The following is a 23,557-nucleotide window of genomic DNA, read 5'->3' as shown; positions in this document are numbered from 1 at the left end:
GGACGCAAGGCTCTATCACGCTCCCAAGCTCGTGATAGCATCCGCGCCTATGAAGTTTCCAGGAAGAATTACCAGTGGCGTGCTGATGCTGATCACCAGCTGCGCGGCACTGGCGCAAAGCGAATTGGATGTGCGGATCAAACCGTCCAACGACGAACTGAAGGCCAATATAGAAGGCTATATCGGCAGCCTCGGCGATCGTGACGAAGAAGCCTTGTTGCGCTTCAGTCGTGGCGCCGAAGAGCAGGCGCGCAAGGCTGCCCAGGCCCTGGGTTATTACCAGCCGCAGATCGACACGGACGTGAAGGGCGGCAACACGCCGCGCCTGGTCATGAATGTCGATCCGGGCGAGCCGGTGCATTTGCGCAATGTCACTATTCGCATCGACGGCCCTGCCGCTTCCCTCAAATCCTTTCGTGTACCGAAAAGCGACGCGCTGAAAACCGGTGCGGTGCTCAATCATGGCCGCTACGAAGACGCCAAGCGGCTGATCCAGAACCAGGCTTCGCGTTTCGGTTTTTTCAGTGGCTACTTCACTCGGCAGAAGCTGTCGGTCGACCCGCGAGCGGGCGTTGCCGACATCGAACTGATCTACGAAAGCGGCCCACGTTATGCCCTCGGCAAAGTCAGTTTCGAGGGGGACACGCCATTCGACGAAGAACTGCTGCAACGCATGGTGCCGTTCAAGGCGGGAGCGCCGTATGACTCCGAACTGATCGCCGAACTGAACCAGAATCTGCAATCGAGCGGCTATTTCGAAGGCGTGCGCGTCGATGCCGCGCCCACGGCGTCCAGGAACGACGTGATCCCGGTGGACGTCAAACTCGAAACCCGCAAGCCACGAACAATGGGCCTCGGCCTGGGTTTTTCCACCGACGTCGGCCCACGGGTCAAGGCCAACTGGACCCGACACTGGGTCAACCCGCAAGGGCACAGCTATGGCTGGGAAACCGAAGTCTCGGCGCCACGCCAAAACGTCGGGCTGTTCTACGACATTCCACTCGACCCGCCGCTGACCGACAAACTGCGCTTCGCCGGTGGTTATCAAAGTGAAGAAATTGCCGACAAGGACAGCCTGAGCAAGTTGCTGACCCTCGGTCCCGAGTGGCACAGCAAGTTGCCCAACGGCTGGCAGCGGGTGGTGTCGCTGAAATGGCAGCGCGAAGAGTATCGGCTCGGCGACGACTCGGGGCTGAGCACCTTGCTGATGCCCGGCGTCAGCTATTCGTACCTGAAAAGCGACAACCGCATCGATCCGCACAACGGCTATCGCCTGCAATTTGAAACCAAAGTGGCCAAGGAAGGATTGGCTTCAGACACCAACCTGCTGTACGGCACGGCGCTGGTGAAAGGCTTGACCACGGTGTTCGATAAACACCGTTTTCTCGGTCGGGTGCAGGTGGGCGGCAGCGCCACCAACGGCTACAAATCGGTGCCGCCGTCGCTGCGCTTCTTTGCCGGTGGCGATCAGAGCGTGCGCGGGTACGACTACCAGAGCCTGTCCCCGGAAAACTCCGACGGCGACCGCATCGGTGGCCGCTACATGATTGCCGGCAGCGTCGAGTATCAATATTCCATCGCCGAAAAATGGCGGGTTGCGACCTTCATTGATCAGGGCAACTCCTTCAACAAACTCGAACTGCCCGACCTCAAGACCGGCGTCGGTATCGGCGTGCGCTGGGTATCACCGGTGGGGCCGATTCGCCTCGACCTGGCCCACGCGATGGACGACGACGGCGGTATTCGACTGCACTTTTCCATGGGGCCTGAGCTGTGAAGCGTGGTTTGAAAGTAACGCTGCTGGCGATTCTGGCACTGCTGATGCTGGTACTGCTGACCGTGACCACCGTGCTGGGCACGGCGACCGGCAGCCGCTGGGCACTCGGGTTTGTGCCGGGTCTGACCGTCGAGAATTTCCAGGGTCGATTGGGCGGGCAGTGGAGCGCCGACCATCTGGTCTGGCAGCAGGACACCAGTCGGGTTGAGCTGGATAAAGTGATTTTCGCCTGGTCGCCGTTGTGCCTGACGCGCATGACCCTGTGCATCGAGCAACTGAAGGCTGATCAGGTCAGCCTGCAATTCCCGCCGGGCCCCGACGAAGAAAACAGCGGACCGATCACGCTGCCGGACTTGAAATTGCCATTGGCCATTCAACTGGGCGATGTGCAGATCGGCAGCCTGCTGTTCAATGGCAGCGAAGAACTCAAAGGCCTGCAACTGGCGGCGCACTGGACCGAACGGGGGTTGCAGATCGACTCCGTGCAACTGCAACGAGACGAGTTGAGCCTGAACCTGTCCGGTCTGCTGCAGCCCACCGGCAACTGGCCAATCAAGGCCGAAGGCAAACTGACCCTGCCAGCCCCTGAACCCTGGGCGCTGGCCCTGAAGGTTGACGGCGACCTGCTGAAAACCCTGAACCTGAAAGCCGAGAGCAGCGGTTACCTGAACGGCCAACTGACCGGCGAGTTGCAGCCGCTGGTGGACAATCTGCCGGCTACGGTGCGGATCACCGCCGACGGCTTTAAACCCAGCGCCGATCTGCCGGACACGCTGCAACTCAATCAAGTGGAGCTCACCGGCGACGGTGACCTGAAAAACGGCTACCAGTTGCGCGGCAACGCCTCGCTGCCCGCCGAGCAGGGCCCGGTCGCGTTGTCGCTGCAAGGCAAGGTCGACGCCAACGGCGCGCAGATCGCCGCGCTGGACCTGACCGCCAACGACAAGCAAAGCCTCAAGCTCACTGGCGTTGTGGACTGGAGCAAAGGCCTGAACGCCACAGCGAAAATCGACTGGCTGGATTTCCCCTGGCACCGGCTTTATCCGCTGATCGATGAGCCGGAAGTGGCCCTGCGCAGCTTCAACGGTGAGGTCTCTTACACCGACGGCAACTACCTCGGCAACTTCAAAGCGGCGCTGGATGGCCCGGCCGGAGCGTTCAGCCTGAGCAGCCCGTTCGCCGGTGACCTGACGAAAATCTACCTGCAACAAATCCAGCTCGAAGCCGGGCAGGGCAAGGCCGAAGGGCACCTGAATCTGCAATTTGCCGATGGCATTGCCTGGGACACCGCGCTCGACCTCTCGGCGATCAACCCGGCGTATTGGGTTGGGGAGTTGCCGGGTACCCTGGCCGGACCGTTGCGCAGCAAAGGCGAGATGAAGAATGAAAAGCTCAGCCTGAATGCAGACCTCGATCTGAAGGGCAAACTGCGTGGCCAACCGGCCGTTCTGCAAGCGAAGGCCGATGGCGCCGGTGAGCTATGGAACCTCAGCGCGCTGCAAATCCGTCTGGGTGATAACAGCATCACCGGCAAGGGCAGCCTGCAACAGAAGCTCGCCGGACAGATCGACATCAAGCTGTCGCGCCTGGCCCAGCTCTGGCCGCAATTGCGTGGTCAGCTCAATGGCCGCGTCGATGTCGCCGGCACGCTCAAGGCGCCGCAAGGCAAGCTCGGGCTGCAAGGCACGCAGCTGGCGTTCCAGGACAATCGCCTGCAAAGCCTGAACCTTGACGCCACCCTCGACAGCGCGCAACGGGCGAAAATCGACCTCAAGGGCCGCGGCATCCAGGCGGGCGACACCTCGCTGGGCACGCTGACCGCCAGCGGTCAGGGCGATATCAAGAATCAGAAACTGGCGCTCGATCTGCAAGGCCCGCAGCTGAAGTTGGCCCTTGGCTTCGACGGCAATCTGGACAAAGGCAACTGGCGCGGACGTCTGGCCAGTGGCGATATACAGGCCGGCGGTCAGGACTGGAAACTGCAAGGTCCGGCGAAACTTGAACGGCTGGCGGACGGCAAAATCAACTTCGGTGCCCATTGCTGGATGTCCGGGCCGGCCAGTCTGTGCGGTGAAGATCAGCGCCTGATGCCTGAGCCGAAGCTGCGATATCACCTCAAGCAATTCCCGATCGACAGCCTGGCGCAGTGGTTGCCAAAGGATTTCGCCTGGAAGGGCCGGCTCAACGCCGACCTGCAACTGGACCTGCCCGCCAGCGGCCCGGACGGCCAGATCAGCCTCGACGCCAGCGGTGGCACCTTGCGCATCAAGGACAAGGATCAGTGGCTGGATTTCCCGTACCAGACCCTGAGACTCACCAGCAAACTCACGCCCAAACGCATCGACACCGACCTCAGCTTCGTCGGCGGCAAGCTTGGCGAATTGAGTGTGCAGGCGCAGATCAATCCGCTGCCGAAGAACAAGCCGCTGAGTGGCTCTTTCCGTCTCAATGGCCTCGATTTGTCCGTGGCGCGACCGTTTGTGCCGATGGTCGAGAAACTGACCGGACGGCTGAATGGCAGCGGCACGATCGCAGGCACGCTGATGGCGCCTCTGGTAAACGGCAATCTGTTACTGAGCGACGGTGAAATCTCCGGGCCTGAGCTGCCGATGGACCTTGAAGCCTTGCAGCTTCAAGCGCTGATCGCCGGTGAAACGGTGCAATTGAACGGCGGCTGGAAAAGCGGCAAGAGCGGGCAGGGCAGCTTGACCGGCAGTATCGCCTGGGGTCAGGCGCTGGTGGTCGATCTGGCGCTCAAAGGCTCGCAGTTGCCGGTCACGGTCGAACCGTACGCCAAGCTCGAAGTCGCACCGGACCTGAAGATCTCGATGAAGGGCGACGAGCTGGCCATTGCCGGCAAAGTGTTGGTGCCGCGGGGTGAAATCACCGTGCGCGAGTTACCGCCATCGACAGTCAAAGTCTCCGATGACACGGTGATCATCGGTCAGCAAACCGAAGAGGGCACACCGCCACTGGCGATGAAAATGGACATCGATGTGGCAGTTGGCGAGGACAAACTGAGCTTCGCCGGATTTGGCCTCACCGCCAACCTGCAAGGGCACGTGCACATCGGCGACAACATGGACACCCGCGGCGAGCTGTGGCTCAACGACGGGCGTTATCGCGCCTATGGCCAGCGGCTGACGGTGCGTCGGGCGCGCTTGCTGTTTGCCGGCCCGATCGATCAGCCGTATCTGGACATCGAGGCGATTCGCCAGACCGACGACGTCATCGCCGGCATTCGCCTGAGCGGCAGCGCCGAGCAGCCGACCACGCAGATTTTCTCCGAACCGGCGATGAGTCAGGAACAGGCCTTGTCGTATCTGGTGCTGGGGCGTCCGCTGAGTACGACCGGTGAAGACAACAACATGCTGGCGCAGGCCGCACTCGGCCTGGGTTTGATGGGCAGTTCCGGGGTCACCGGCAAACTGGCCAGCGACCTGGGAATTCAGGATTTCCAGCTCGATACCGAAGGCAGCGGCAATACGACGAGCGTGGTGGCCAGCGGCAATATTTCCGAGAAACTCAGCCTGCGTTATGGCGTTGGTGTGTTCGAACCGGCCAACACCATTGCCTTGCGTTACAAGCTGAGCAAGAAGGTTTACCTCGAAGCGGCGGGTGGCGTGGCCAGTTCGCTGGATATCTTCTACAAGCGGGATTTCTAGACCCCTCAAAATCAAGAGATCGCAGCCTTCGGCAACTCCTACAGGGTTTTGTGTACACCTGTAGGCGCTGCCGAAGGCTGCGATCTTTTTGTTTTTCCAATCCGCCATTTATCCGCTAAATACAAAGCAACCTAACTATTACGTTGACATTCGCTGCCTAGGCAGTAACATCTCGAAATACATTCTCTGCCTAGGCAGCTAATTGGTGGTCAGATGAAGCATTTCACCCCGGACGAATTCCACACGTGTCATCTCGGCCTCTTGCTCGGGCGCGCTGCGCTGCTCAAGGACCGGATCATCGACACGCACATGGAACCCCACGGCATCACCGCCGCGCAGTTCAAAGTGCTGATCATCATGGCGCAGTTCGGTGTCGACACCCCGGCCGAGCTGTGCCGTCACCTGTCGCTGGACAGCGGTTCGATGACCCGCATGCTCGATCGTCTGGAACAGAAAGGCTTCCTCGCCCGCCAGCGTTCCGAGGCGGATCGCCGTCAGGTGCAGCTTGTGTTAACTGAGCAAGGCCAACGCTTGACCGACCGTCTGCCGGAAATCGGTGCCGACGCCATGAACGAACTGGCTGGCGCGATCACTCCGGACGAGCTGAAAACCCTGGAACAGATCCTGAAGAAAATTCTGGTGGCAGCCGGTGACTCGATCACGCTGCTGCGGGTAGGTGACCAATGAGCGGCAAAACCTTGCGTGCCGGCCTGAGCCTGGTGCTGGCGGCCATGACCCTGGCCGGTTGCGCCAGCTACAGCGGCCTGACCACCGAAGGCAAAAGCCTCGATGCGAAAACCCTCAAGGCCGGGCAATCCCTCAGCGGCGTGACCCTGTCGCCCGCGGCCTGGCCGAAAAGCGACTGGTGGAAAAGCCTCGGCGACCCGCAGCTCGACGGTCTGATCCGCGAAGCGTTGCACGACAGTCCGGACATGCAGATCGCCGACGCCCGCGCCCATCAGGCCAGCGCTGCTGCGTACGCTGCCGACGCGGCGCGGATGCCGACCCTCGATGCGAGCGCCGGCGTCAGCCGTTCGCGTCTGGCGCGGGATCAAGACCCGCGAGGCGAGGGCGATGCGTACTCCACCGTGCGTAATATCGGCGCCAGTTTCAATTACAACTTCGACCTTTGGGGCGGTCAGCGTGACGCCTGGGAAGCGGCGTTGGGCCAGGCTCGCGCTGCCGAAGTCGATCAGCAAGCGGCGCAACTGACGTTGTCCGCCGACGTTGCCCGCGCCTATAGCGATCTGGGGCAGGCGCATATCGTTCACGACCTGGCCCAGGAAGACCTCAAGCGCACCAGACAAATGCTCGATCTGAGCCAGCGTCGCCTGAATTCCGGGATCGACAGTCAGTATCAGTTCCAGCAAACCGAAAGTCTCGAGGCCACGTCCGAAGCCAGTCTGATCGACGCTGAGAAACGCCTGCAAAGCGCGAAAATCGCCCTGGCGGTGTTGCTCGGCAAAGGCCCGGACCGCGGCAACGACATCGCCCGGCCGAAGATCCTTCAGGCCAGCGCCGTCGCGTTGCCATCGGTCCTGCCCGCCGAGTTGCTCGGTCGTCGTCCGGATCTGGTCGCCGCACGTTGGCGCGTCGAGGCGGCGAGCAAGAACATCGATGCCGGAAAAACCCGGTTCTATCCCAATCTCAACCTGAGCGCCGCGGCCGGTGCCGAATCGTTGTTGGGTGACGCGATGTTTGGTTCGGCCAGTCGTTTCTTCAACATCGCGCCGACGATTTCGGTGCCGATTTTCGACGGTGGCCGCCTGCGCGCCGACCTCGATGCCCGGGACGCCGATTACGACCTCGCGGTGGCGCAGTACAACAAAAGCCTGGTGCGAGCGCTGGGTGATGTCAGCGACACCATCAATCAGTTGCGCGATATCGGCCGGCAAATCGGCGCTCAGCAGCACGCCACCGACATTGCCCAGGATTCTTACAACACCGTGGTCCAGCGTTACGGTTCCGGCATCGGAAACTACCTGGACGTGCTCAGCATCGAGCAGCAGTTGCTCCAGGCCCAGCGTCAGCTGGCCAACCTGAATGCGGAGCGGATCGACCTGTCGATCCAACTGATGCAAGCGCTGGGCGGCGGTTTTCAGGGCGACACCCTGACCGCGGCCAACGCAACCCCAGCCACGCAGCACAACTAATTCAAGGTGATGGTCATGGCCACTGCAGAAAACACCCCAACCCCTGACAACGCGCAAGACACCAGCAACCCGCGCAAACGCAAGGTCATGCTGGTCGTTCTCGCCATCGTGGTGAGCCTCGCCGGTGTCGGCGTCTGGGGTTATCACGAATTCTACGGGCGCTGGAACGAGAGCACTGACGACGCCTATGTGAACGGCAACGTGGTGGAAATCACCCCGCTGGTCACCGGCACCGTGGTCAGCATTGGTGCCGACGATGGCGACCTGGTCCATGAAGGCCAGGTGCTGATCAACTTCGACCCGAACGACGCACAGGTCGGTCTGCAAAGTGCCCAGGCCAATCTGGCTCGCACCGTGCGTCAAGTGCGTGGTTTGTACAGCAACGTCGACGGCATGAAAGCCCAGGTCAATGCTCAGCAGGCGGAAGTGCAGAAGGCTCAGGACAACTTCAACCGCCGGAAAAATCTCGCGGCAGGCGGGGCGATTTCCCAGGAAGAACTGTCCCACGCTCGTGACGACCTGATCTCGGCACAAAACGCCCTGGCCAATGCGAAGCAGCAACTGAAAACCACCAGCGCCCTGGTGGATGACACCGTGGTGTCGTCGCACCCTGACGTGATGTCGGCCGCCGCGCAATTGCGCCAGGCGTACCTGAACAATTCCCGCAGCACCTTGATTGCACCGGTGACCGGTTATGTTGCCAAGCGCTCTGTGCAACTCGGTCAACGGGTCCAGCCGGGCACCGCGTTGATGGCGGTGATTCCGCTGGATCAGCTGTGGATCGACGCCAACTTCAAGGAAACCCAGCTGCGCGACATGCGCATCGGCCAGCCGGTCGATATCCAGGCCGACCTCTACGGCAGCGACGTGAAGTTCAGCGGCACCATCGACAGCCTCGGCGCCGGCACCGGCAGCGCGTTTGCCCTGCTGCCGGCACAGAACGCCACCGGTAACTGGATCAAGATCGTGCAGCGTGTGCCGGTGCGGATTCACATCAACGCCGAAGAATTGGCCAAACACCCTTTGCGCGTTGGCCTGTCGACTCAGGTCGATGTGAACCTGCGCGACCAGAGCGGTCCGGTGCTGGCGCAACAGACGCCGCAAAAGGCTTCGTTCAGCACCAACGTCTATGACCGGCAGTTGGCAGAGGCCGACGCCATGATCACGCAGTTGATCCACGACAACAGCGCGGCGGTCAGCAAAACCGCTCAGCGCTGACACTGAACCTGTGGGGGTGAAGCTTGCTCCCGCTCGGCTGCGAAGCAGTCGCACAGCTTTTGGGGCCGCTTCACAACCCGGCGGGAGCAAGCTCCCTCGCCACAAAAAGCTGGCTTGCCACAAAAGCTGTTCCACCAAAGCTCTCTCACCACAGAGGCTCCCTTGCCACAAAAGCTCGCTCCCACAAGGTCAGCTGTGTCTGTAACAGGCGCAGCGCCCATCAGGTTTCAAAGGATTCGCGATGAGCAATAACGCGTCTTTCACGCCGCCCAGCCTGCTGCTCAGCACCATCGGCCTTTCGCTGGCGACCTTCATGCAAGTGCTCGACACCACCATCGCCAACGTGGCGTTGCCAACCATTTCCGGCAACCTGGGCGTGAGTTCGGAGCAGGGCACGTGGGTGATCACCTCGTTTGCGGTGAGCAACGCCATCGCTCTGCCGCTGACTGGTTGGCTCAGCCGGCGATTTGGTGAGGTGAAGCTGTTTCTCTGGGCGACCATTCTGTTTGTGCTGGCCTCGTTTCTCTGCGGCATTTCCACCTCGATGCCGGAGCTGATCGGTTTTCGGGTGCTGCAAGGCCTGGTGGCCGGGCCGTTGTACCCGATGACCCAGACGCTGCTGATCGCGGTCTATCCGCCCGCGAGGCGCGGCATGGCCCTGGCGTTGCTGGCGATGGTCACGGTGGTGGCGCCGATTGCCGGGCCGATTCTGGGGGGCTGGATCACTGACAGTTATAGCTGGCCGTGGATCTTCTTTATCAACGTGCCGATCGGGGTTTTCGCGGTCATGGTCGTGCGTTCGCAGCTCAAGGCGCGGCCGGTGGTGACCAGTTATCAGCCGATGGATTACGTCGGTCTGATCACGCTGATCATCGGTGTCGGCGCGTTGCAGGTGATCCTCGACAAGGGCAACGACCTCGACTGGTTCGAGTCGAATTTCATCCTCATCGGCGCGGCCATTTCCGCGATTGCGCTGGCGGTGTTCGTGATCTGGGAAATGACCGACCAGCACCCGGTGGTCAACCTGCGGTTGTTTGCGTATCGCAACTTCCGCATCGGTACGATTGTGTTGGTGTTGGGGTACGCCGGGTTCTTCGGGATCAACCTGATCCTGCCGCAATGGCTGCAAACCCAGATGGGCTACACGGCAACGTGGGCCGGGTTGGCGGTGGCGCCGATCGGGATTTTACCGGTGTTGATGTCGCCATTTGTCGGCAAGTACGCGCACAAGTTCGACCTGCGGTTATTGGCAGGCCTGGCGTTCCTGGCCATTGGCCTGAGCTGTTTCATGCGCGCCGGGTTCACCAACGAAGTGGATTTCCAGCACATCGCCCTGGTGCAACTGTTCATGGGCATTGGCGTGGCGCTGTTCTTCATGCCGACCTTGAGCATTTTGATGTCGGACCTGCCACCGAGCCAGATCGCCGACGGCGCAGGCCTCGCGACCTTCCTGCGGACCCTGGGCGGCAGTTTTGCGGCGTCATTGACGACCTGGATCTGGATTCGCCGGGCGGATCAGCATCATGCCTACATGAGCGAAAGCATCAGCACTTATGAGCCCGCGACCCGGGAGGCGTTGAACAGCCTGGGCGGTGCGAGCAACCCGGCGTACGCGCAGCTCGATCATGTACTGACGAGTCAGGCGTATATGCTTTCCACCGTGGATTACTTCACGTTGCTGGGGTGGGCGTTCATGGGGTTGATCGTGATCGTGTGGCTGGCGAAACCGCCGTTTGCGGCGAAGGCCGGGCCTGCGGCGGCAGGGCATTGATTTAGCTGCGATCTTTTGATCTTAAGGGGTAGCGAAATCAAATGGCGCCAGTGCAAACCCGTGCTCATCCACCTGTAACGCCCAGCCCTGACGATCCCAGTCCCCCAACACAATGCGTTTGGCCGCTTGCTCGCCAATCTGCAACTTGTGGATGGCGGGGCGATGGGTATGGCCATGAATCAATGTCTTCACGCCATATTCCTGCATGATCCGCGGCACTTCTTCCGGCGTGACATCCACGATGTCATTGGCCTTCATCCGCGTCTGCGTCCGGCTTTCGCTGCGCAGTTTGCGCGCCAGTTTATGGCGAGTGCGCAGGGGCAGGTGGCGCAGGATGAACAGGGTAATCGGGTTGCGCAGGTAGCGACGCAGCTTCATATAAGCCTCGTCGCGGGTACAGAGGCTGTCGCCGTGCATCAACAGCACCGGCTCGCCGTTGAACTGCACGACACTCGGGTCCTTCAGCAACGTACAGCCGGCCTGTTTGCAGAAGGCCTGGCCCAGCATGAAGTCGCGATTGCCGTGCATCAGAAAAATGGCCGTGCCGCTGTCGCTGAGGTCGCGCAGGGCCTGGCAGATGGAACGCTGAAAGGGCGTCATGGCATCGTCGCCAATCCACGCCTCGAAAAAGTCGCCCAGGATGTACAACGCACTCGCCGAACGGGCGCGTCCGGCGAGCAAATCCAGAAACGCCCGGGTGATGTCCGGGCGCTCCTCTTCCAGATGCAAGTCTGAAATCAGCAGTATCACGCTTCGATGATCTCGGCTTTCTCGATGATCACGTCGTCTGCTGGCACGTCCTGGTGGCCGGCCTTGGAGGTGGTGGAAACACCTTTGATCTTGTCGACAACATCGGTGCCGGCAACGACTTTGGCGAACACCGCGTAGCCCCAGCCCTGGGTGGTCTTGGCGCTGTGGTTCAGGAAGCTGTTGTCAGCGACGTTGATGAAAAACTGGGCGGACGCCGAATGCGGCTCCATGGTACGAGCCATGGCCACGCTGTACTTCTCGTTCGGCAGACCGTTGTCGGCTTCGTTCTGGATGCTTGGGCGCTTGTCTTTCTTTTCTTTCATGCCTGGCTCGAAACCGCCGCCCTGGATCATGAAGTTACCGATGACGCGGTGGAAAACGGTGTTTTCGTAGTGACCGGCTTTGACGTACTCGATGAAGTTGGCCACGGTGATCGGGGCTTTCTCGGCATTCAGTTCCAGGACGATGTCGCCATGGTTGGTGGTCAGTTTGACTTGGGTCATGATCGGGGACTCTTTTTAGGTACTGCGTTTTCTGGGAATTCGTGGGTTTCGGGGCTATTGAGCCCTCAACCGGTCCGGCCGGTGTCGGCCAAGGTGCGCAGTTTAGCGTGCCGGGCGCGAATTTCGAGGCTGTTTTTCATTTGCATCCGATTAAATGCAGCCGTTTTCGGGCCTGTACTGTCAGCGACTTGACGGCATCGGCTATGATAAGCCCCTTTGTTTTAACCGCCGCTTTGATTTGGCCAACTGGCCGCGCACTTGTACGTTCAAGGATCCTATGAGCAAGCCCACTGTCGACCCTACCTCGAATTCCAAGACCGGCCCTGCCGTGCCGGTCAATTTCCTGCGCCCGATCATCCAGGCGGACCTGGACTCGGGTAAGCACACGCAGATCGTCACCCGTTTCCCGCCTGAACCCAACGGTTACCTGCACATCGGTCACGCCAAGTCGATCTGTGTGAACTTCGGTCTGGCCCAGGAGTTTGGCGGCGTCACCCACCTGCGTTTCGACGACACCAACCCGGCCAAGGAAGACCAGGAGTACATCGACGCGATCGAAAGCGACGTCAAATGGCTGGGCTTCGAATGGTCCGGCGAAGTGCGCTACGCCTCGCAGTATTTCGATCAGCTGCACGATTGGGCCGTTGAACTGATCAAGGCCGGCAAAGCCTACGTCGACGACCTGAGCCCGGAGCAAGCCAAGGAATACCGTGGCAGCCTGACCGAGCCGGGCAAGAACAGCCCGTTCCGTGATCGCAGCGTCGAAGAGAACCTCGACTGGTTCGCCCGCATGCGCGCCGGCGAATTCCCGGACGGCGCACGCGTGCTGCGGGCCAAGATCGACATGGCCTCGCCGAACATGAACCTGCGCGACCCGATCATGTACCGCATCCGTCACGCGCATCACCACCAGACCGGCGACAAGTGGTGCATCTACCCGAACTACGACTTCACCCACGGTCAGTCGGACGCCATCGAAGGCATCACCCACTCGATCTGCACCCTGGAGTTCGAAAGCCACCGTCCGCTGTACGAATGGTTCCTCGAGAACCTGCCCGTGCCGGCGAAACCGCGTCAGTACGAGTTCAGCCGCCTGAACCTGAACTACACCATCACCAGCAAGCGCAAGCTCAAGCAACTGGTCGATGAAAAGCACGTTTTCGGTTGGGACGATCCGCGCATGTCCACGCTGTCCGGCTTCCGCCGCCGCGGCTACACGCCGGCGTCGATCCGCAACTTCTGCGACATGGTCGGCACCAACCGTTCCGACGGCGTGGTCGACTTCGGCATGCTTGAATTCAGCATTCGTCAGGATCTGGACCAGAACGCTCCGCGCGCCATGTGCGTGCTGCGTCCGCTGAAGGTCGTGATTACCAACTACCCGGAAGACAAGGTCGATCACCTCGAACTGCCGCGTCATCCGCAAAAAGAAGAACTGGGTGTGCGCAAGCTTCCGTTCTCCCGTGAAATCTACATCGACCGCGATGACTTCATGGAAGAGCCACCAAAGGGCTACAAGCGCCTGGAGCCGAACGGCGAAGTGCGTCTGCGCGGCAGCTACGTGATCCGTGCCGACGAAGCGATCAAGGACGCCGACGGCAACATCGTTGAACTGCGTTGCTCCTACGACCCGGAAACATTGGGCAAGAACCCTGAAGGCCGCAAGGTCAAAGGCGTGGTTCACTGGGTACCGGCCGCGGCCAGCGTCGAGTGCGAAGTGCGTCTGTACGATCGCCTGTTCCGCTCGCCGAACCCTGAGAAGGCCGAAGACAGCGCCAGTTTCCTGGACAACATCAACCCTGACTCGCTGCAAGTGCTGACCGGTTGTCGTGCTGAGCCTTCGCTGGGCAATGCACAGCCGGAAGACCGTTTCCAGTTCGAGCGCGAAGGTTACTTCTGCGCGGATATCAAGGACTCGAAACCCGGTCATCCGGTGTTCAACCGTACCGTGACCTTGCGTGATTCGTGGGGCCAGTGATTCAAGGAACCTCTAACGTGCTTTCGATCTACAACACGCTCACCAAGAGCAAAGAAGTCTTCAAGCCGCTGGATGGCAACAATGTGCGCATGTACGTCTGCGGGATGACCGTGTACGACTACTGCCACATTGGCCATGGCCGCAGCATGGTCGCGTTCGACCTGGTGACCCGCTGGTTGCGGTTCAGCGGGTATAACCTGACGTATGTGCGCAACATCACCGACATTGAAGACAAGATCATCAACCGGGCCAGGGAGAACGGCGAACCGTTCGATTTGCTGACCGAACGCATGATCACCGCGATGCATGAGGACGAGGCGCGCCTCAATATCCTCAAGCCGGACATGGAGCCGCGGGCCACCGATCACATCGCTGGCATGCAGACCATGATCCAGACCCTGATCGACAAGGGTTACGCCTACGCACCGGGCAATGGCGACGTGTACTACCGCGTCGCCAAGTTCATGGGCTACGGCAAGCTGTCGCGCAAGAAAATCGAAGACCTGCGCATCGGCGCGCGGATCGAAGTCGACGAGTCGAAGCAGGACCCGCTGGACTTCGTGCTGTGGAAAGGCGCCAAGCCGGGCGAGCCGAGCTGGCCGTCACCGTGGGGCGACGGGCGTCCGGGCTGGCACATCGAATGCTCGGTGATGTCGACCTGCTGCCTGGGCGAGACCTTCGACATTCATGGCGGCGGCAGCGACCTCGAATTCCCGCACCACGAAAACGAAATCGCCCAGAGCGAAGCGGCGACCGGCAAGACCTACGCCAACACGTGGATGCATTGCGGCATGATTCGCATCAATGGCGAGAAGATGTCCAAGTCCTTGAACAACTTCTTCACCATCCGCGATGTGCTGGAAAAGTACCACCCGGAAGTCGTGCGTTACCTGCTGGTGTCGAGCCACTACCGCAGTGCTATCAACTATTCGGAAGACAACCTCAAGGACGCCAAAGGCGCACTCGAGCGTTTCTACCATGCGTTGAAAGGCCTGCCGAGCGTGGCGCCGGCTGGCGGCGAAGCCTTTGTCGAGCGCTTCACCCAGGTGATGAACGACGACTTCGGCACGCCGGAAGCCTGCGCGGTGCTGTTCGAGATGGTTCGCGAGATCAACCGTTTGCGCGAGAGCGATCTCGACGCGGCGGCGGGCCTGGCGGCGCGCTTGAAGGAACTGGCCAGTGTGTTGGGTGTGTTGCAGCTGGAGGCGGATGACTTCCTGCAGGCCGGTGCTGAAGGGCGGGTCGATGCGGCTGAGGTTGATGCGCTGATTGCGGCGCGCCTGGCGGCTCGTGCGGCTAAAGACTGGGCTGAATCCGACCGGATCCGCGACCAGCTCACCGCCATGGGCGTGGTGCTGGAAGATGGCAAGGGCGGCACGACCTGGCGTCTGGCTGACTGATTGCTGTGATTGCTACGCCTTTTACAAAAGCAGAAACCCGCCTTGTGCGGGTTTTTGTTTTTGGGTCGGAGCAAGTGCAGCGGTGCCCAGGCTGGCGTCATCGCGAGCAGGCTCGCTCCCACATTGGATCTTAGCTATGTTTGAGTGCTGTGCGCGGCACAGATTCCCTGTGGGAGCGAGCCTGCTCGCGATGGTCTTCAGTCGAACACAAACAGTGTGGGCGGCTGGTTATTCAGCCTGGCGCAACCGCTTGTATAAGGTGTTGCGGCTGACTCCGAGACGTCGCGCCAAATGCGAAATATTTCCCCCAGCCGCCTGCAACTGCCGATTCAAATCCTCGGCATCATTCAAATCCACCGCCAGGGTTTCCGGCGAATCCACCGGCTCCATCTCCAGATCGACAAAAAAATCATCCGGCAAATGCTCCGGCCGCACCGGTTGTTCTTCGGCCATGGCCAGCGCCACCTGCATCACGCTGCTGACCTGACGTAGATTTCCCGGCCACGGATGACGGCCGAACAGTTCGAGCACTTCTCGACTCAACCCGGCCCATTGCGACGGCTCGCGGTGTTGCTCCCACAAGCGCTTGAACAGTGCCTGCTTGTCACTGCGTTCCCGTAGCGGTGGCAATTCGAGGGTCAAACCGCCGATCCGGTAATAAAGATCTTCCCGAAAACGGCCCAACTGAACCTGCTCGCGCAATGAGCGGTTGGTGGCCGAAATGATGCGGATATCCACCGGGTACAACTCGCTGCTGCCCACCGGTTGAACACAGCGTTCCTGCAAAACCCTTAACAGTCGCGCCTGCGTCGGCAGTGGCATGTCGCCAATCTCATCGAGGAACAGCGTGCCTTTGTCAGCCTTGCGGATCAGCCCGATGCTGCCTTTCTGATTTGCGCCGGTGAACGCACCTTTCTCGTAGCCGAACAGCTCGGATTCCACCAGTTCGGCGGGGATCGCTGCACAGTTGACGGCAATGAACGGCTGTTTGCTGCGAGAGCTGGCCTGATGCAGTGCCTTGACGAACACTTCCTTGCCGACGCCGGTTTCGCCGTGAATCAGCAGCGGAATGTCTTTTTCCAGCAAGCGCTCGGCCTGGCGCACGGCTTTTTCCACGCGACCGTCGCCAAAGTGCAGCGTATTGAGGCTGATCGCGGCGGGCGCGTTTGCGGCAGGTTCGGCGCTCTTTGTTTCAGAAAATAGCCGCGCCTGAATCGGTGCCTGTTTCGGGCGTTTCAACAGGCACTGGAAGCGGTTACGCCCGGAGGCCTGGAGGGAGAAGGGCAAGCCGTCCGGCTGATTCAGCAGTTCCAGCAGCGACACCTTGAACAGGCTCTCGATACTGACCCGCGACAGACTGATGCCGAGCAAATTGTCGGCCCGGCGGTTGGCGGACAGTACTTGGCCGCTCTCATCGAAAATAAGCAAACCCGCCCATTGGCTGTCGAGGTTGTTCAACCCGGTGTTGAATGTCAGTTGAAAATGCTGGCCATGGAACAGGTTGAGGATCAGCCGGTTTTCCACGGTCTGGCTCATCATCTTGACCATGCCGAGGGTGTGGGACGGCGGCAGGTAGCTGTCGCTGGACACGTCCAGCACCGCGATCACCTTGCGTTCGGCATCGAAAATCGGCGCGGCGGAACCGGTCATGAAGCGGTTGGCCTTGAGGAAATGTTCATCGTGCTCGATGTGCACTGCCTGCTCGCAGGCCAGCGCGGTGCCGATCGCATTGGTGCCGCTACAACGCTCCATCCAACTGGCGCCGGCGCTGAAGCCACGGGTCAGGCTCGGCTCGATGAAGCGCTGAGTGCCCCAAGAGGTCAGCACCTGGCCCTGGTTGTCGGCGAGCATGATCAGGCAATTGGAATTGCTCAGGATGTTCTCGTAGTAGGGCAGGACTTCCTGGTGGGTGGTCTGCACCAGTGAATGCTGGCTTTCCAGCAACTGCGCGATGCCCTCGGCCGGCAATTGGTCGAATGCCGGAGCGCTTTGGTGATCGAGACCGAACGCGCGGCAACGGGACCAGGAGTCCTGGATGATGGCGTCGTGGGAGAGCGGCGAGGCGGGTGCGGCCATGGCAGTCGATCTCTGAGCAAGCTTTTATTGTTTTTATGGTTTTTTTGCACATCACGTTGAATGTCGCACGTGATGGTTCTGGCACACCACGACTTTGTGGGGCCGTAAACAGTCCGTAGAGTGTTGTTCACTATTGTTCATTGTCAACCGTTGAACTGTTCAATTGTTCAGTCGCGGTTGTTCATTTCTGTTCAGCAACGAACCCTGTTTTTTTGCTTGTTGAAGGATTTTCAAGCCAGATCAACAACTTGCATTTTCTGGCACGAAAGTCGCTCTGTAGCTCCGGTCGCTTGACTCCAATAATAAAAAGGCCGAGCCATGTCACTCACTCTGGAGCACGTCAGCCGCACCGTCGAGGGCCAGACCTGGATCGACGATGCGTGCCTTAGTTTCGAACCCGGTTCCTTCAACGTTTTGCTCGGCCGCACGCTGTCCGGCAAAACCAGCCTCATGCGCCTGATGGCCGGTCTGGACAAGCCCGACAGCGGCCGCATCCTGATGAACGGCGTCGACGTCACCCAACGCCCGGTGCGCTTGCGCAACGTGTCGATGGTCTATCAGCAGTTCATCAATTACCCGACCATGACGGTGTTCGAGAACATCGCATCGCCGTTGCGCCAGGGCGGTGTTTCCAACGAGCTGATCCAGAGCAAGGTGCTGGAAACGGCGAAGATGCTGCGCATCGAGAAGTTTCTCCAGCGCTATCCGCTGGAACTCTCCGGTGGCCAGCAACAGCGCACGGCCATGGCCCGGGCGCTGGTGAAGGACGCCGAACTGATCCTGTTCGATGAGCCGCTGGTCAACCTCGACTACAAACTGCGCGAAGAGCTGCGTCAGGAAATGCGCGAGCTGTTCAAGGCGCGCCACACCATCGCCATCTACGCCACCACCGAACCCAACGAAGCGCTGGCGCTCGGTGGCACCACGACCATTCTTCACGAAGGCCGGGTGATCCAGAGCGGCAAGGCTGCGGAGGTCTATCACCAGCCGCAAACCGTGCTGGCGGCAGAATTGTTCTCCGAGCCACCAATCAACCTGATGCCCGGACGGATTGCCGGTAACGAAGTCAGCTTCGCCAACTTCGTGCACTTCCCGTTGAACGTGGATTTGCGCCCGGTGGGCGAGGGCGAGTTCCGCTTCGGCGTGCGCCCCAGCCATATCTCGCTGGTGCCGAGCAACGACGATGACCTCGAACTGGCGGTGACCGTCGAAGTCGCCGAGATCAGCGGTTCGGAAACCTTCCTGCACGTGCGCAACGAGCATTTCCTGCTGGTGCTGCATTTGCCCGGGGTTCACGAATACGACGTTGATGCACCGATCCGCATCTACATTCCGACCCATAAACTGTTTGTGTTCGATGCGCAGGGACGACTGGTCCAGGCGCCCGGCCGCCGTATCGCGAGGGTTGCCTGATGGCCGAAATCCGTTTGCAGAACCTCGCCCACAGTTACACCCGTACGCCGAGCGGTCCCGAGGATTACGCGATCCGCGAGATGGACCACGTCTGGGAGCAGGGCGGTGCTTATGCCTTGCTCGGGCCTTCGGGCTGCGGCAAGTCGACCTTGCTCAATATCATTTCCGGGTTGCTCAGTCCGTCCCAGGGCCACGTCCTGTTCGACGGTAAAGCGGTCAACGACCTGACCCCGGAGAAGCGCAACATTGCCCAGGTTTTTCAGTTTCCGGTGGTTTACGACACCATGACGGTGTTCGACAACCTGGCCTTCCCACTGCGCAATCAGGGCATGGCCGAAGCGAAAATTCACAGCAAGGTGCAGGAAATTGCCGAGGTCCTCGACCTCCAGGCGCTACTGAGCAAGAAGGCGCGCAACCTCACCGCCGACGAAAAACAGAAAGTTTCCATGGGCCGCGGATTGGTGCGTGATGACGTCTCGGCGATTCTGTTCGATGAACCGCTGACGGTGATCGACCCGCACCTGAAATGGAAGCTGCGGCGCAAGCTCAAGCAGATCCACGAGCAGTTCAACATCACCATGGTCTACGTCACCCACGATCAGCTCGAAGCCTCGACCTTCGCGGACAAGATTGCGGTGATGTACGGCGGGCAGATTGTGCAATTCGGTACGCCGCGAGAATTGTTCGAACGGCCGAGCCACACCTTTGTCGGCTACTTCATCGGCAGCCCGGGGATGAACCTGATCGAAGTGCAGCCACAACCCGGTGGCGTCGGATTCGCCTCGACGCACTTGCCCTTGTCTGACGCGCAATTGCAACGCATCGCCGAGTCCGAGTGGAAAACCCTGAAAGTCGGCATCCGTCCGGAGTTCGTGCATGTGTGGGACGAGCCGTTTGATGACGCGATGCAGGCACAGGTCGTACACGTTGAAGACCTGGGCACCTACAAGATCATGACCCTGAACCTCGACGGCGCGCCGTTGAAAGTGCGCCTGGCCGAAGACAAACCGGTGCCGGAAGGCACGGCGTACATCAGCTTCCCGGCGCAGTGGTTGATGGTCTATGCCGACGATTACCTGCTGGAGGTGCAGCCATGAACAAGGTGCAGAACAACAAGGCCTGGTGGCTGGTCCTGCCGGTGTTTTTGCTGGTGGCGTTCAGTGCGGTGATCCCGATGATGACCGTGGTCAACTATTCGGTGCAGGACATCTTCGACCAGTCCAGCCGCTACTTCGTCGGTGCCGACTGGTACAAGCAGGTGCTGCTCGATCCACGGCTGCACGACTCGCTGCTGCGTCAGTTCATCTATTCCGGCTGCGTATTGCTGATCGAAATCCCGCTGGGCATTGCCATCGCCTTGACCATGCCGACCAAGGGCCGCTGGTCGTCGCTGGTGCTGATCATCCTGGCGATTCCACTGCTGATTCCGTGGAACGTGGTCGGGACGATCTGGCAGATTTTCGGCCGGGCCGACATTGGTTTGCTCGGGTCGAGCCTCAATGCGATGGGCATCAACTATAACTATGCGGCCAACACCATGGACGCCTGGGTCACGGTGCTGGTGATGGACGTCTGGCACTGGACGTCGTTGGTGGCGCTGTTGTGTTTCTCAGGCCTGCGGGCGATTCCGGACGTGTACTACCAGGCGGCGAGGATTGATCGGGCATCGGCCTGGGCAGTTTTCCGACACATCCAGTTGCCCAAGCTCAAGAGCGTGCTGTTGATCGCGGTGATGCTGCGGTTCATGGACAGTTTCATGATCTACACCGAGCCGTTCGTGCTCACGGGCGGCGGGCCGGGGAATGCCACGACCTTCCTCAGCCAGACCCTGACGCAGATGGCCATCGGACAGTTCGACCTCGGCCCGGCGGCAGCTTTCTCGCTGGTGTACTTCCTGATCATCCTGTTGGTGTCCTGGCTGTTCTACACCGCCATGACTCACTCTGACGCCAACCGCTGAGGTCTGCCATGAGTAAAAGAAAGCTCATTCCGCTGCTGATCTACATCCTGTTCCTGCTGGTGCCGATCTACTGGCTGCTGAACATGTCGTTCAAGAGCAACACCGAAATCCTCAGCGGCCTGACCCTGTTTCCGCAGGATTTCACCTTCGCCAACTACAAGGTGATCTTCACTGATCCGGCCTGGTACACCGGTTACCTCAACTCGCTGTACTACGTGAGCCTGAACACGGTGATCTCCCTGAGCGTGGCGCTGCCGGCAGCGTATGCGTTCTCGCGGTATCGCTTCCTGGGCGACAAGCACCTGTTCTTCTGGCTGCTGACCAACCGCATGGCGCCGCCGGCGGTGTTTCTGTTGCCGTTCTTCCAGCTGTATTCCTCGATCGGTCTGTTCGACACGCACATCGCGGTGGCACTGGCGCATTGCCTGTTCAACGTGCCGTTGGCGGTGTGGATTCTCGAGGGCTTCATGTCTGGCGTTCCGAAAGAAATCGACGAAACCGCCTACATTGATGGCTACAGTTTTCCCAAGTTCTTCGTGAAGATTTTTGTGCCGCTGATTGGCTCGGGGATCGGTGTGACGGCGTTTTTCTGCTTCATGTTTTCCTGGGTCGAGTTGCTGCTGGCGCGGACGCTGACGTCGGTGAATGCCAAGCCGATTGCGGCGGTCATGACGCGCACCGTCTCGGCATCCGGTATCGATTGGGGTGTGCTGGCGGCGGCAGGGGTGCTGACCATCCTGCCGGGCATGCTGGTGATCTGGTTTGTCCGTAACCACGTGGCCAAGGGCTTTGCCCTGGGCCGGGTATGAGGAACTGATGATGGAATGGATGAGCTGGACCGTCCCGACGGCAACGTTTTTCTGTGTCATTGCCTTGATCCTGGTCGGCATGACGACCTGGGAATTGCGTTCGCCGAGCATTCTTCGGCGTGGTTTCTTGCCGATTGCCACCACCCGTGGCGATCGGCTGTTTATCGGTCTTCTCGGCAGCGCCTACCTGCATTTGCTGGTAATCGGCGTCACCGACTGGAGCATCTGGGTAGCGTCCGCGTTGTCCCTGGTGTGGCTGTTGGCTGTGATGCGTTGGGGCTAGTCGAATCGCTCGGCAATGTTGCTCCGAAACCCAATAAGGAGGTCTCTATGTTCGACAAAAACAATAAGCTGCGACATAGCATTTCATTGGCAGCCATGCTGGCACTCAGCGGTTTGAGCGCTTCGGCCTGGGCCGATGCCTATGAAGACGCCGCGAAGAAATGGATAGGCAGTGAGTTCAAGCCGTCCACCCTGACGGCAGATCAGCAGCTCGCGGAACTGAAGTGGTTCATCAAGGCCGCCGAGCCGTTTCGCGGGATGGACATCAAGGTTGTCTCGGAAACCCTGACCACTCACGAATATGAGTCCAAGGTGCTGGCCAAGGCCTTTACCGAGATCACCGGGATCAAGGTGACCCACGACCTGCTGCAAGAAGGCGACGTGGTGGAAAAGCTGCAGACCGTGATGCAGTCAGACAAGAGCATCTATGACGGCTGGGTCAATGACTCGGACCTGATCGGTACGCACTTCCGCTACGGCAAGACGGAATCGATCACCGACCTGATGGCCAATGAAGGCAAGAACTTCACTTCGCCAACCCTGGACCTCAAGGATTTTATCGGCCTTTCCTTCACCACCGCTCCCGACGGCAAGCTCTATCAACTGCCCGACCAACAGTTCGCCAACCTCTATTGGTTCCGCGCCGACTGGTTCGAGCGTGCGGACCTTAAAGCCAAATTCAAGGAAAAGTACGGTTACGAACTGGGCGTGCCGGTGAACTGGTCAGCCTATGAAGACATCGCCAAGTTCTTCAGCGAAGACGTCAAGGAAATCGACGGCAAGCGGGTCTACGGGCACATGGACTACGGCAAGAAAGACCCGTCACTGGGCTGGCGTTTCACCGATGCCTGGTTCTCCATGGCGGGTGGCGGCGACAAGGGATTGCCTAACGGTTTGCCGGTGGACGAATGGGGTATCCGCGTCGAGGATTGCCACCCGGTCGGTTCCAGCGTGACGCGCGGTGGCGACACCAATGGCCCGGCGGCGGTCTTTGCAACCACCAAATACGTCGACTGGCTCAAGGCCTACGCGCCACCGGAAGCGGCTGGCATGACCTTCTCCGAGTCCGGCCCGGTACCGTCCCAAGGCAACATCGCCCAGCAGATCTTCTGGTACACCGCATTCACGGCTGACATGACCAAACCGGGCCTGCCGGTGGTGAACGCCGATGGCACACCGAAATGGCGCATGGCACCTTCGCCACGGGGTCCGTATTGGGAAGAGGGCATGAAGCTGGGGTATCAGGACGTGGGTTCCTGGACGTTCATGAAATCCACGCCTGAGAAGCAGAAACTGGCGGCCTGGCTCTATGCGCAGTTCGTGACGTCGAAAACCGTGTCGCTGAAGAAAACCATTGTCGGCCTGACACCGATTCGCGAGTCGGACATCAACTCCCAAGCGATGACCGATCTGGCGCCGAAACTTGGTGGCCTGGTCGAGTTCTACCGCAGCCCGGCCCGCGTGCAATGGACCCCGACCGGGACCAACGTGCCGGACTATCCGCGTTTGGCGCAATTGTGGTGGAGCCACATCGCCGAAGCCGCCAGCGGCGACAAAACCCCGCAACAGGCGCTCGACGGCCTGGCCAAGGACCAGGACGCAATCATGTCCCGTCTGGAACGCTCCAAGGCCCAAGCCACCTGCGCCCCGAAAATGAACCCCGAGCGCGATGCGCAATACTGGTTCGATCAACCGGGTGCACCGAAACCGAAACTGGCGAACGAGAAGCCGAAGGGCGAAACCGTGAGCTACAACGAACTGCTGAAGTCGTGGGCGGACGCACGTAAGTAAACCGCAGAACC

General features: G+C 60.2%; 17 protein-coding genes. 14 read left to right on the top strand and 3 right to left on the bottom strand.

Annotated elements, in window-relative coordinates:
* The first annotated feature begins 49 nt into the window (after nucleotides 1-49).
* The 6 genes from B723_RS25980 to B723_RS25955 all read left to right on the top strand — a co-directional run bounded on the left by B723_RS25980 (nucleotide 50) and on the right by B723_RS25955 (nucleotide 10,584).
* Entirely contained in the window at nucleotides 50-1,777 is a 1,728-nt protein-coding gene (locus tag B723_RS25980) for an autotransporter assembly complex protein TamA (RefSeq protein WP_017339628.1), read from the top strand.
* Nucleotides 1,774-5,442 (top strand): translocation/assembly module TamB domain-containing protein, encoded by a 3,669-nt coding sequence (locus B723_RS25975; RefSeq protein ID WP_017339627.1) that lies wholly within the window; start codon nucleotides 1,774-1,776, stop codon nucleotides 5,440-5,442. Before B723_RS25980 ends, B723_RS25975 begins: the two co-directional genes overlap by 4 nt.
* 213 nt (nucleotides 5,443-5,655) lie before the next feature.
* On the top strand, nucleotides 5,656-6,129 hold the full coding sequence (locus tag B723_RS25970; protein WP_017339626.1) for a MarR family winged helix-turn-helix transcriptional regulator: 474 nt from the start codon (nucleotides 5,656-5,658) through the stop codon (nucleotides 6,127-6,129).
* Entirely contained in the window at nucleotides 6,126-7,595 is a 1,470-nt protein-coding gene (locus B723_RS25965) for an efflux transporter outer membrane subunit (protein WP_017339625.1), read from the top strand. The genes B723_RS25970 and B723_RS25965 overlap by 4 nt, the downstream gene beginning before the upstream one ends.
* 15 nt (nucleotides 7,596-7,610) lie before the next feature.
* Entirely contained in the window at nucleotides 7,611-8,813 is a 1,203-nt protein-coding gene (locus B723_RS25960; RefSeq protein ID WP_017339624.1) for an efflux RND transporter periplasmic adaptor subunit, read from the top strand.
* A 241-nt stretch (nucleotides 8,814-9,054) separates the two neighbouring features.
* Nucleotides 9,055-10,584, top strand: a complete 1,530-nt coding sequence (locus B723_RS25955; protein WP_017339623.1) for a DHA2 family efflux MFS transporter permease subunit — start codon at nucleotides 9,055-9,057, stop codon at nucleotides 10,582-10,584.
* A gap of 21 nt (nucleotides 10,585-10,605) precedes the next feature.
* Here B723_RS25955 and lpxH read toward each other — a convergent pair whose 3' ends face one another.
* Nucleotides 10,606-11,334 carry a UDP-2,3-diacylglucosamine diphosphatase gene (lpxH, locus tag B723_RS25950; RefSeq protein WP_017339622.1) on the bottom strand — a complete coding sequence of 243 codons (729 nt, stop codon included), beginning with the start codon at nucleotides 11,332-11,334 and terminating at the stop codon, nucleotides 10,606-10,608.
* On the bottom strand, nucleotides 11,331-11,837 hold the full coding sequence (locus B723_RS25945) for a peptidylprolyl isomerase (RefSeq protein WP_017339621.1): 507 nt from the start codon (nucleotides 11,835-11,837) through the stop codon (nucleotides 11,331-11,333). Before B723_RS25945 ends, lpxH begins: the two co-directional genes overlap by 4 nt.
* Before the next feature lie 277 nt (nucleotides 11,838-12,114).
* Between B723_RS25945 and B723_RS25940 the strand changes: the two genes are divergently transcribed.
* Together B723_RS25940 and cysS are read left to right on the top strand one after the other, a co-directional pair.
* On the top strand, nucleotides 12,115-13,815 hold the full coding sequence (locus tag B723_RS25940) for a glutamine--tRNA ligase/YqeY domain fusion protein (protein WP_017339620.1): 1,701 nt from the start codon (nucleotides 12,115-12,117) through the stop codon (nucleotides 13,813-13,815).
* Between the two features lie 17 nt (nucleotides 13,816-13,832).
* On the top strand, nucleotides 13,833-15,215 hold the full coding sequence (cysS, locus tag B723_RS25935) for a cysteine--tRNA ligase (RefSeq protein ID WP_017339619.1): 1,383 nt from the start codon (nucleotides 13,833-13,835) through the stop codon (nucleotides 15,213-15,215).
* A gap of 228 nt (nucleotides 15,216-15,443) precedes the next feature.
* Here cysS and B723_RS25930 read toward each other — a convergent pair whose 3' ends face one another.
* Nucleotides 15,444-17,291 (bottom strand): sigma-54-dependent Fis family transcriptional regulator, encoded by a 1,848-nt coding sequence (locus B723_RS25930; protein ID WP_017339618.1) that lies wholly within the window; start codon nucleotides 17,289-17,291, stop codon nucleotides 15,444-15,446.
* Between the two features lie 318 nt (nucleotides 17,292-17,609).
* Between B723_RS25930 and B723_RS25925 the strand changes: the two genes are divergently transcribed.
* The 6 genes from B723_RS25925 to B723_RS25900 are packed head-to-tail and all read left to right on the top strand — an operon-like array spanning nucleotide 17,610 to nucleotide 23,546.
* On the top strand, nucleotides 17,610-18,704 hold the full coding sequence (locus tag B723_RS25925; protein ID WP_017339617.1) for an ABC transporter ATP-binding protein: 1,095 nt from the start codon (nucleotides 17,610-17,612) through the stop codon (nucleotides 18,702-18,704).
* The gene (locus B723_RS25920) at nucleotides 18,704-19,801 is read left to right on the top strand and encodes an ABC transporter ATP-binding protein (protein WP_017339616.1); all 1,098 of its coding nucleotides are present in this window, start codon (nucleotides 18,704-18,706) and stop codon (nucleotides 19,799-19,801) included. Before B723_RS25925 ends, B723_RS25920 begins: the two co-directional genes overlap by 1 nt.
* The gene (locus B723_RS25915) at nucleotides 19,798-20,664 is read left to right on the top strand and encodes a carbohydrate ABC transporter permease (RefSeq protein ID WP_008032762.1); all 867 of its coding nucleotides are present in this window, start codon (nucleotides 19,798-19,800) and stop codon (nucleotides 20,662-20,664) included. Before B723_RS25920 ends, B723_RS25915 begins: the two co-directional genes overlap by 4 nt.
* An 8-nt stretch (nucleotides 20,665-20,672) precedes the next feature.
* Nucleotides 20,673-21,473, top strand: a complete 801-nt coding sequence (locus tag B723_RS25910; RefSeq protein ID WP_017339615.1) for a carbohydrate ABC transporter permease — start codon at nucleotides 20,673-20,675, stop codon at nucleotides 21,471-21,473.
* Between the two features lie 10 nt (nucleotides 21,474-21,483).
* The gene (locus B723_RS25905) at nucleotides 21,484-21,756 is read left to right on the top strand and encodes a DUF2160 domain-containing protein (protein ID WP_031319023.1); all 273 of its coding nucleotides are present in this window, start codon (nucleotides 21,484-21,486) and stop codon (nucleotides 21,754-21,756) included.
* A 47-nt stretch (nucleotides 21,757-21,803) separates the two neighbouring features.
* On the top strand, nucleotides 21,804-23,546 hold the full coding sequence (locus B723_RS25900; RefSeq protein WP_017339613.1) for an extracellular solute-binding protein: 1,743 nt from the start codon (nucleotides 21,804-21,806) through the stop codon (nucleotides 23,544-23,546).
* Nucleotides 23,547-23,557: the final 11 nt, after the last annotated feature.

Source organism: Pseudomonas fluorescens NCIMB 11764 (assembly GCF_000293885.2).
Taxonomy (GTDB): domain Bacteria; phylum Pseudomonadota; class Gammaproteobacteria; order Pseudomonadales; family Pseudomonadaceae; genus Aquipseudomonas; species Aquipseudomonas fluorescens_B.
Note: the sequence above shows the minus strand (reverse complement) of the source record. Positions and strands in the feature narration are given on the sequence as shown.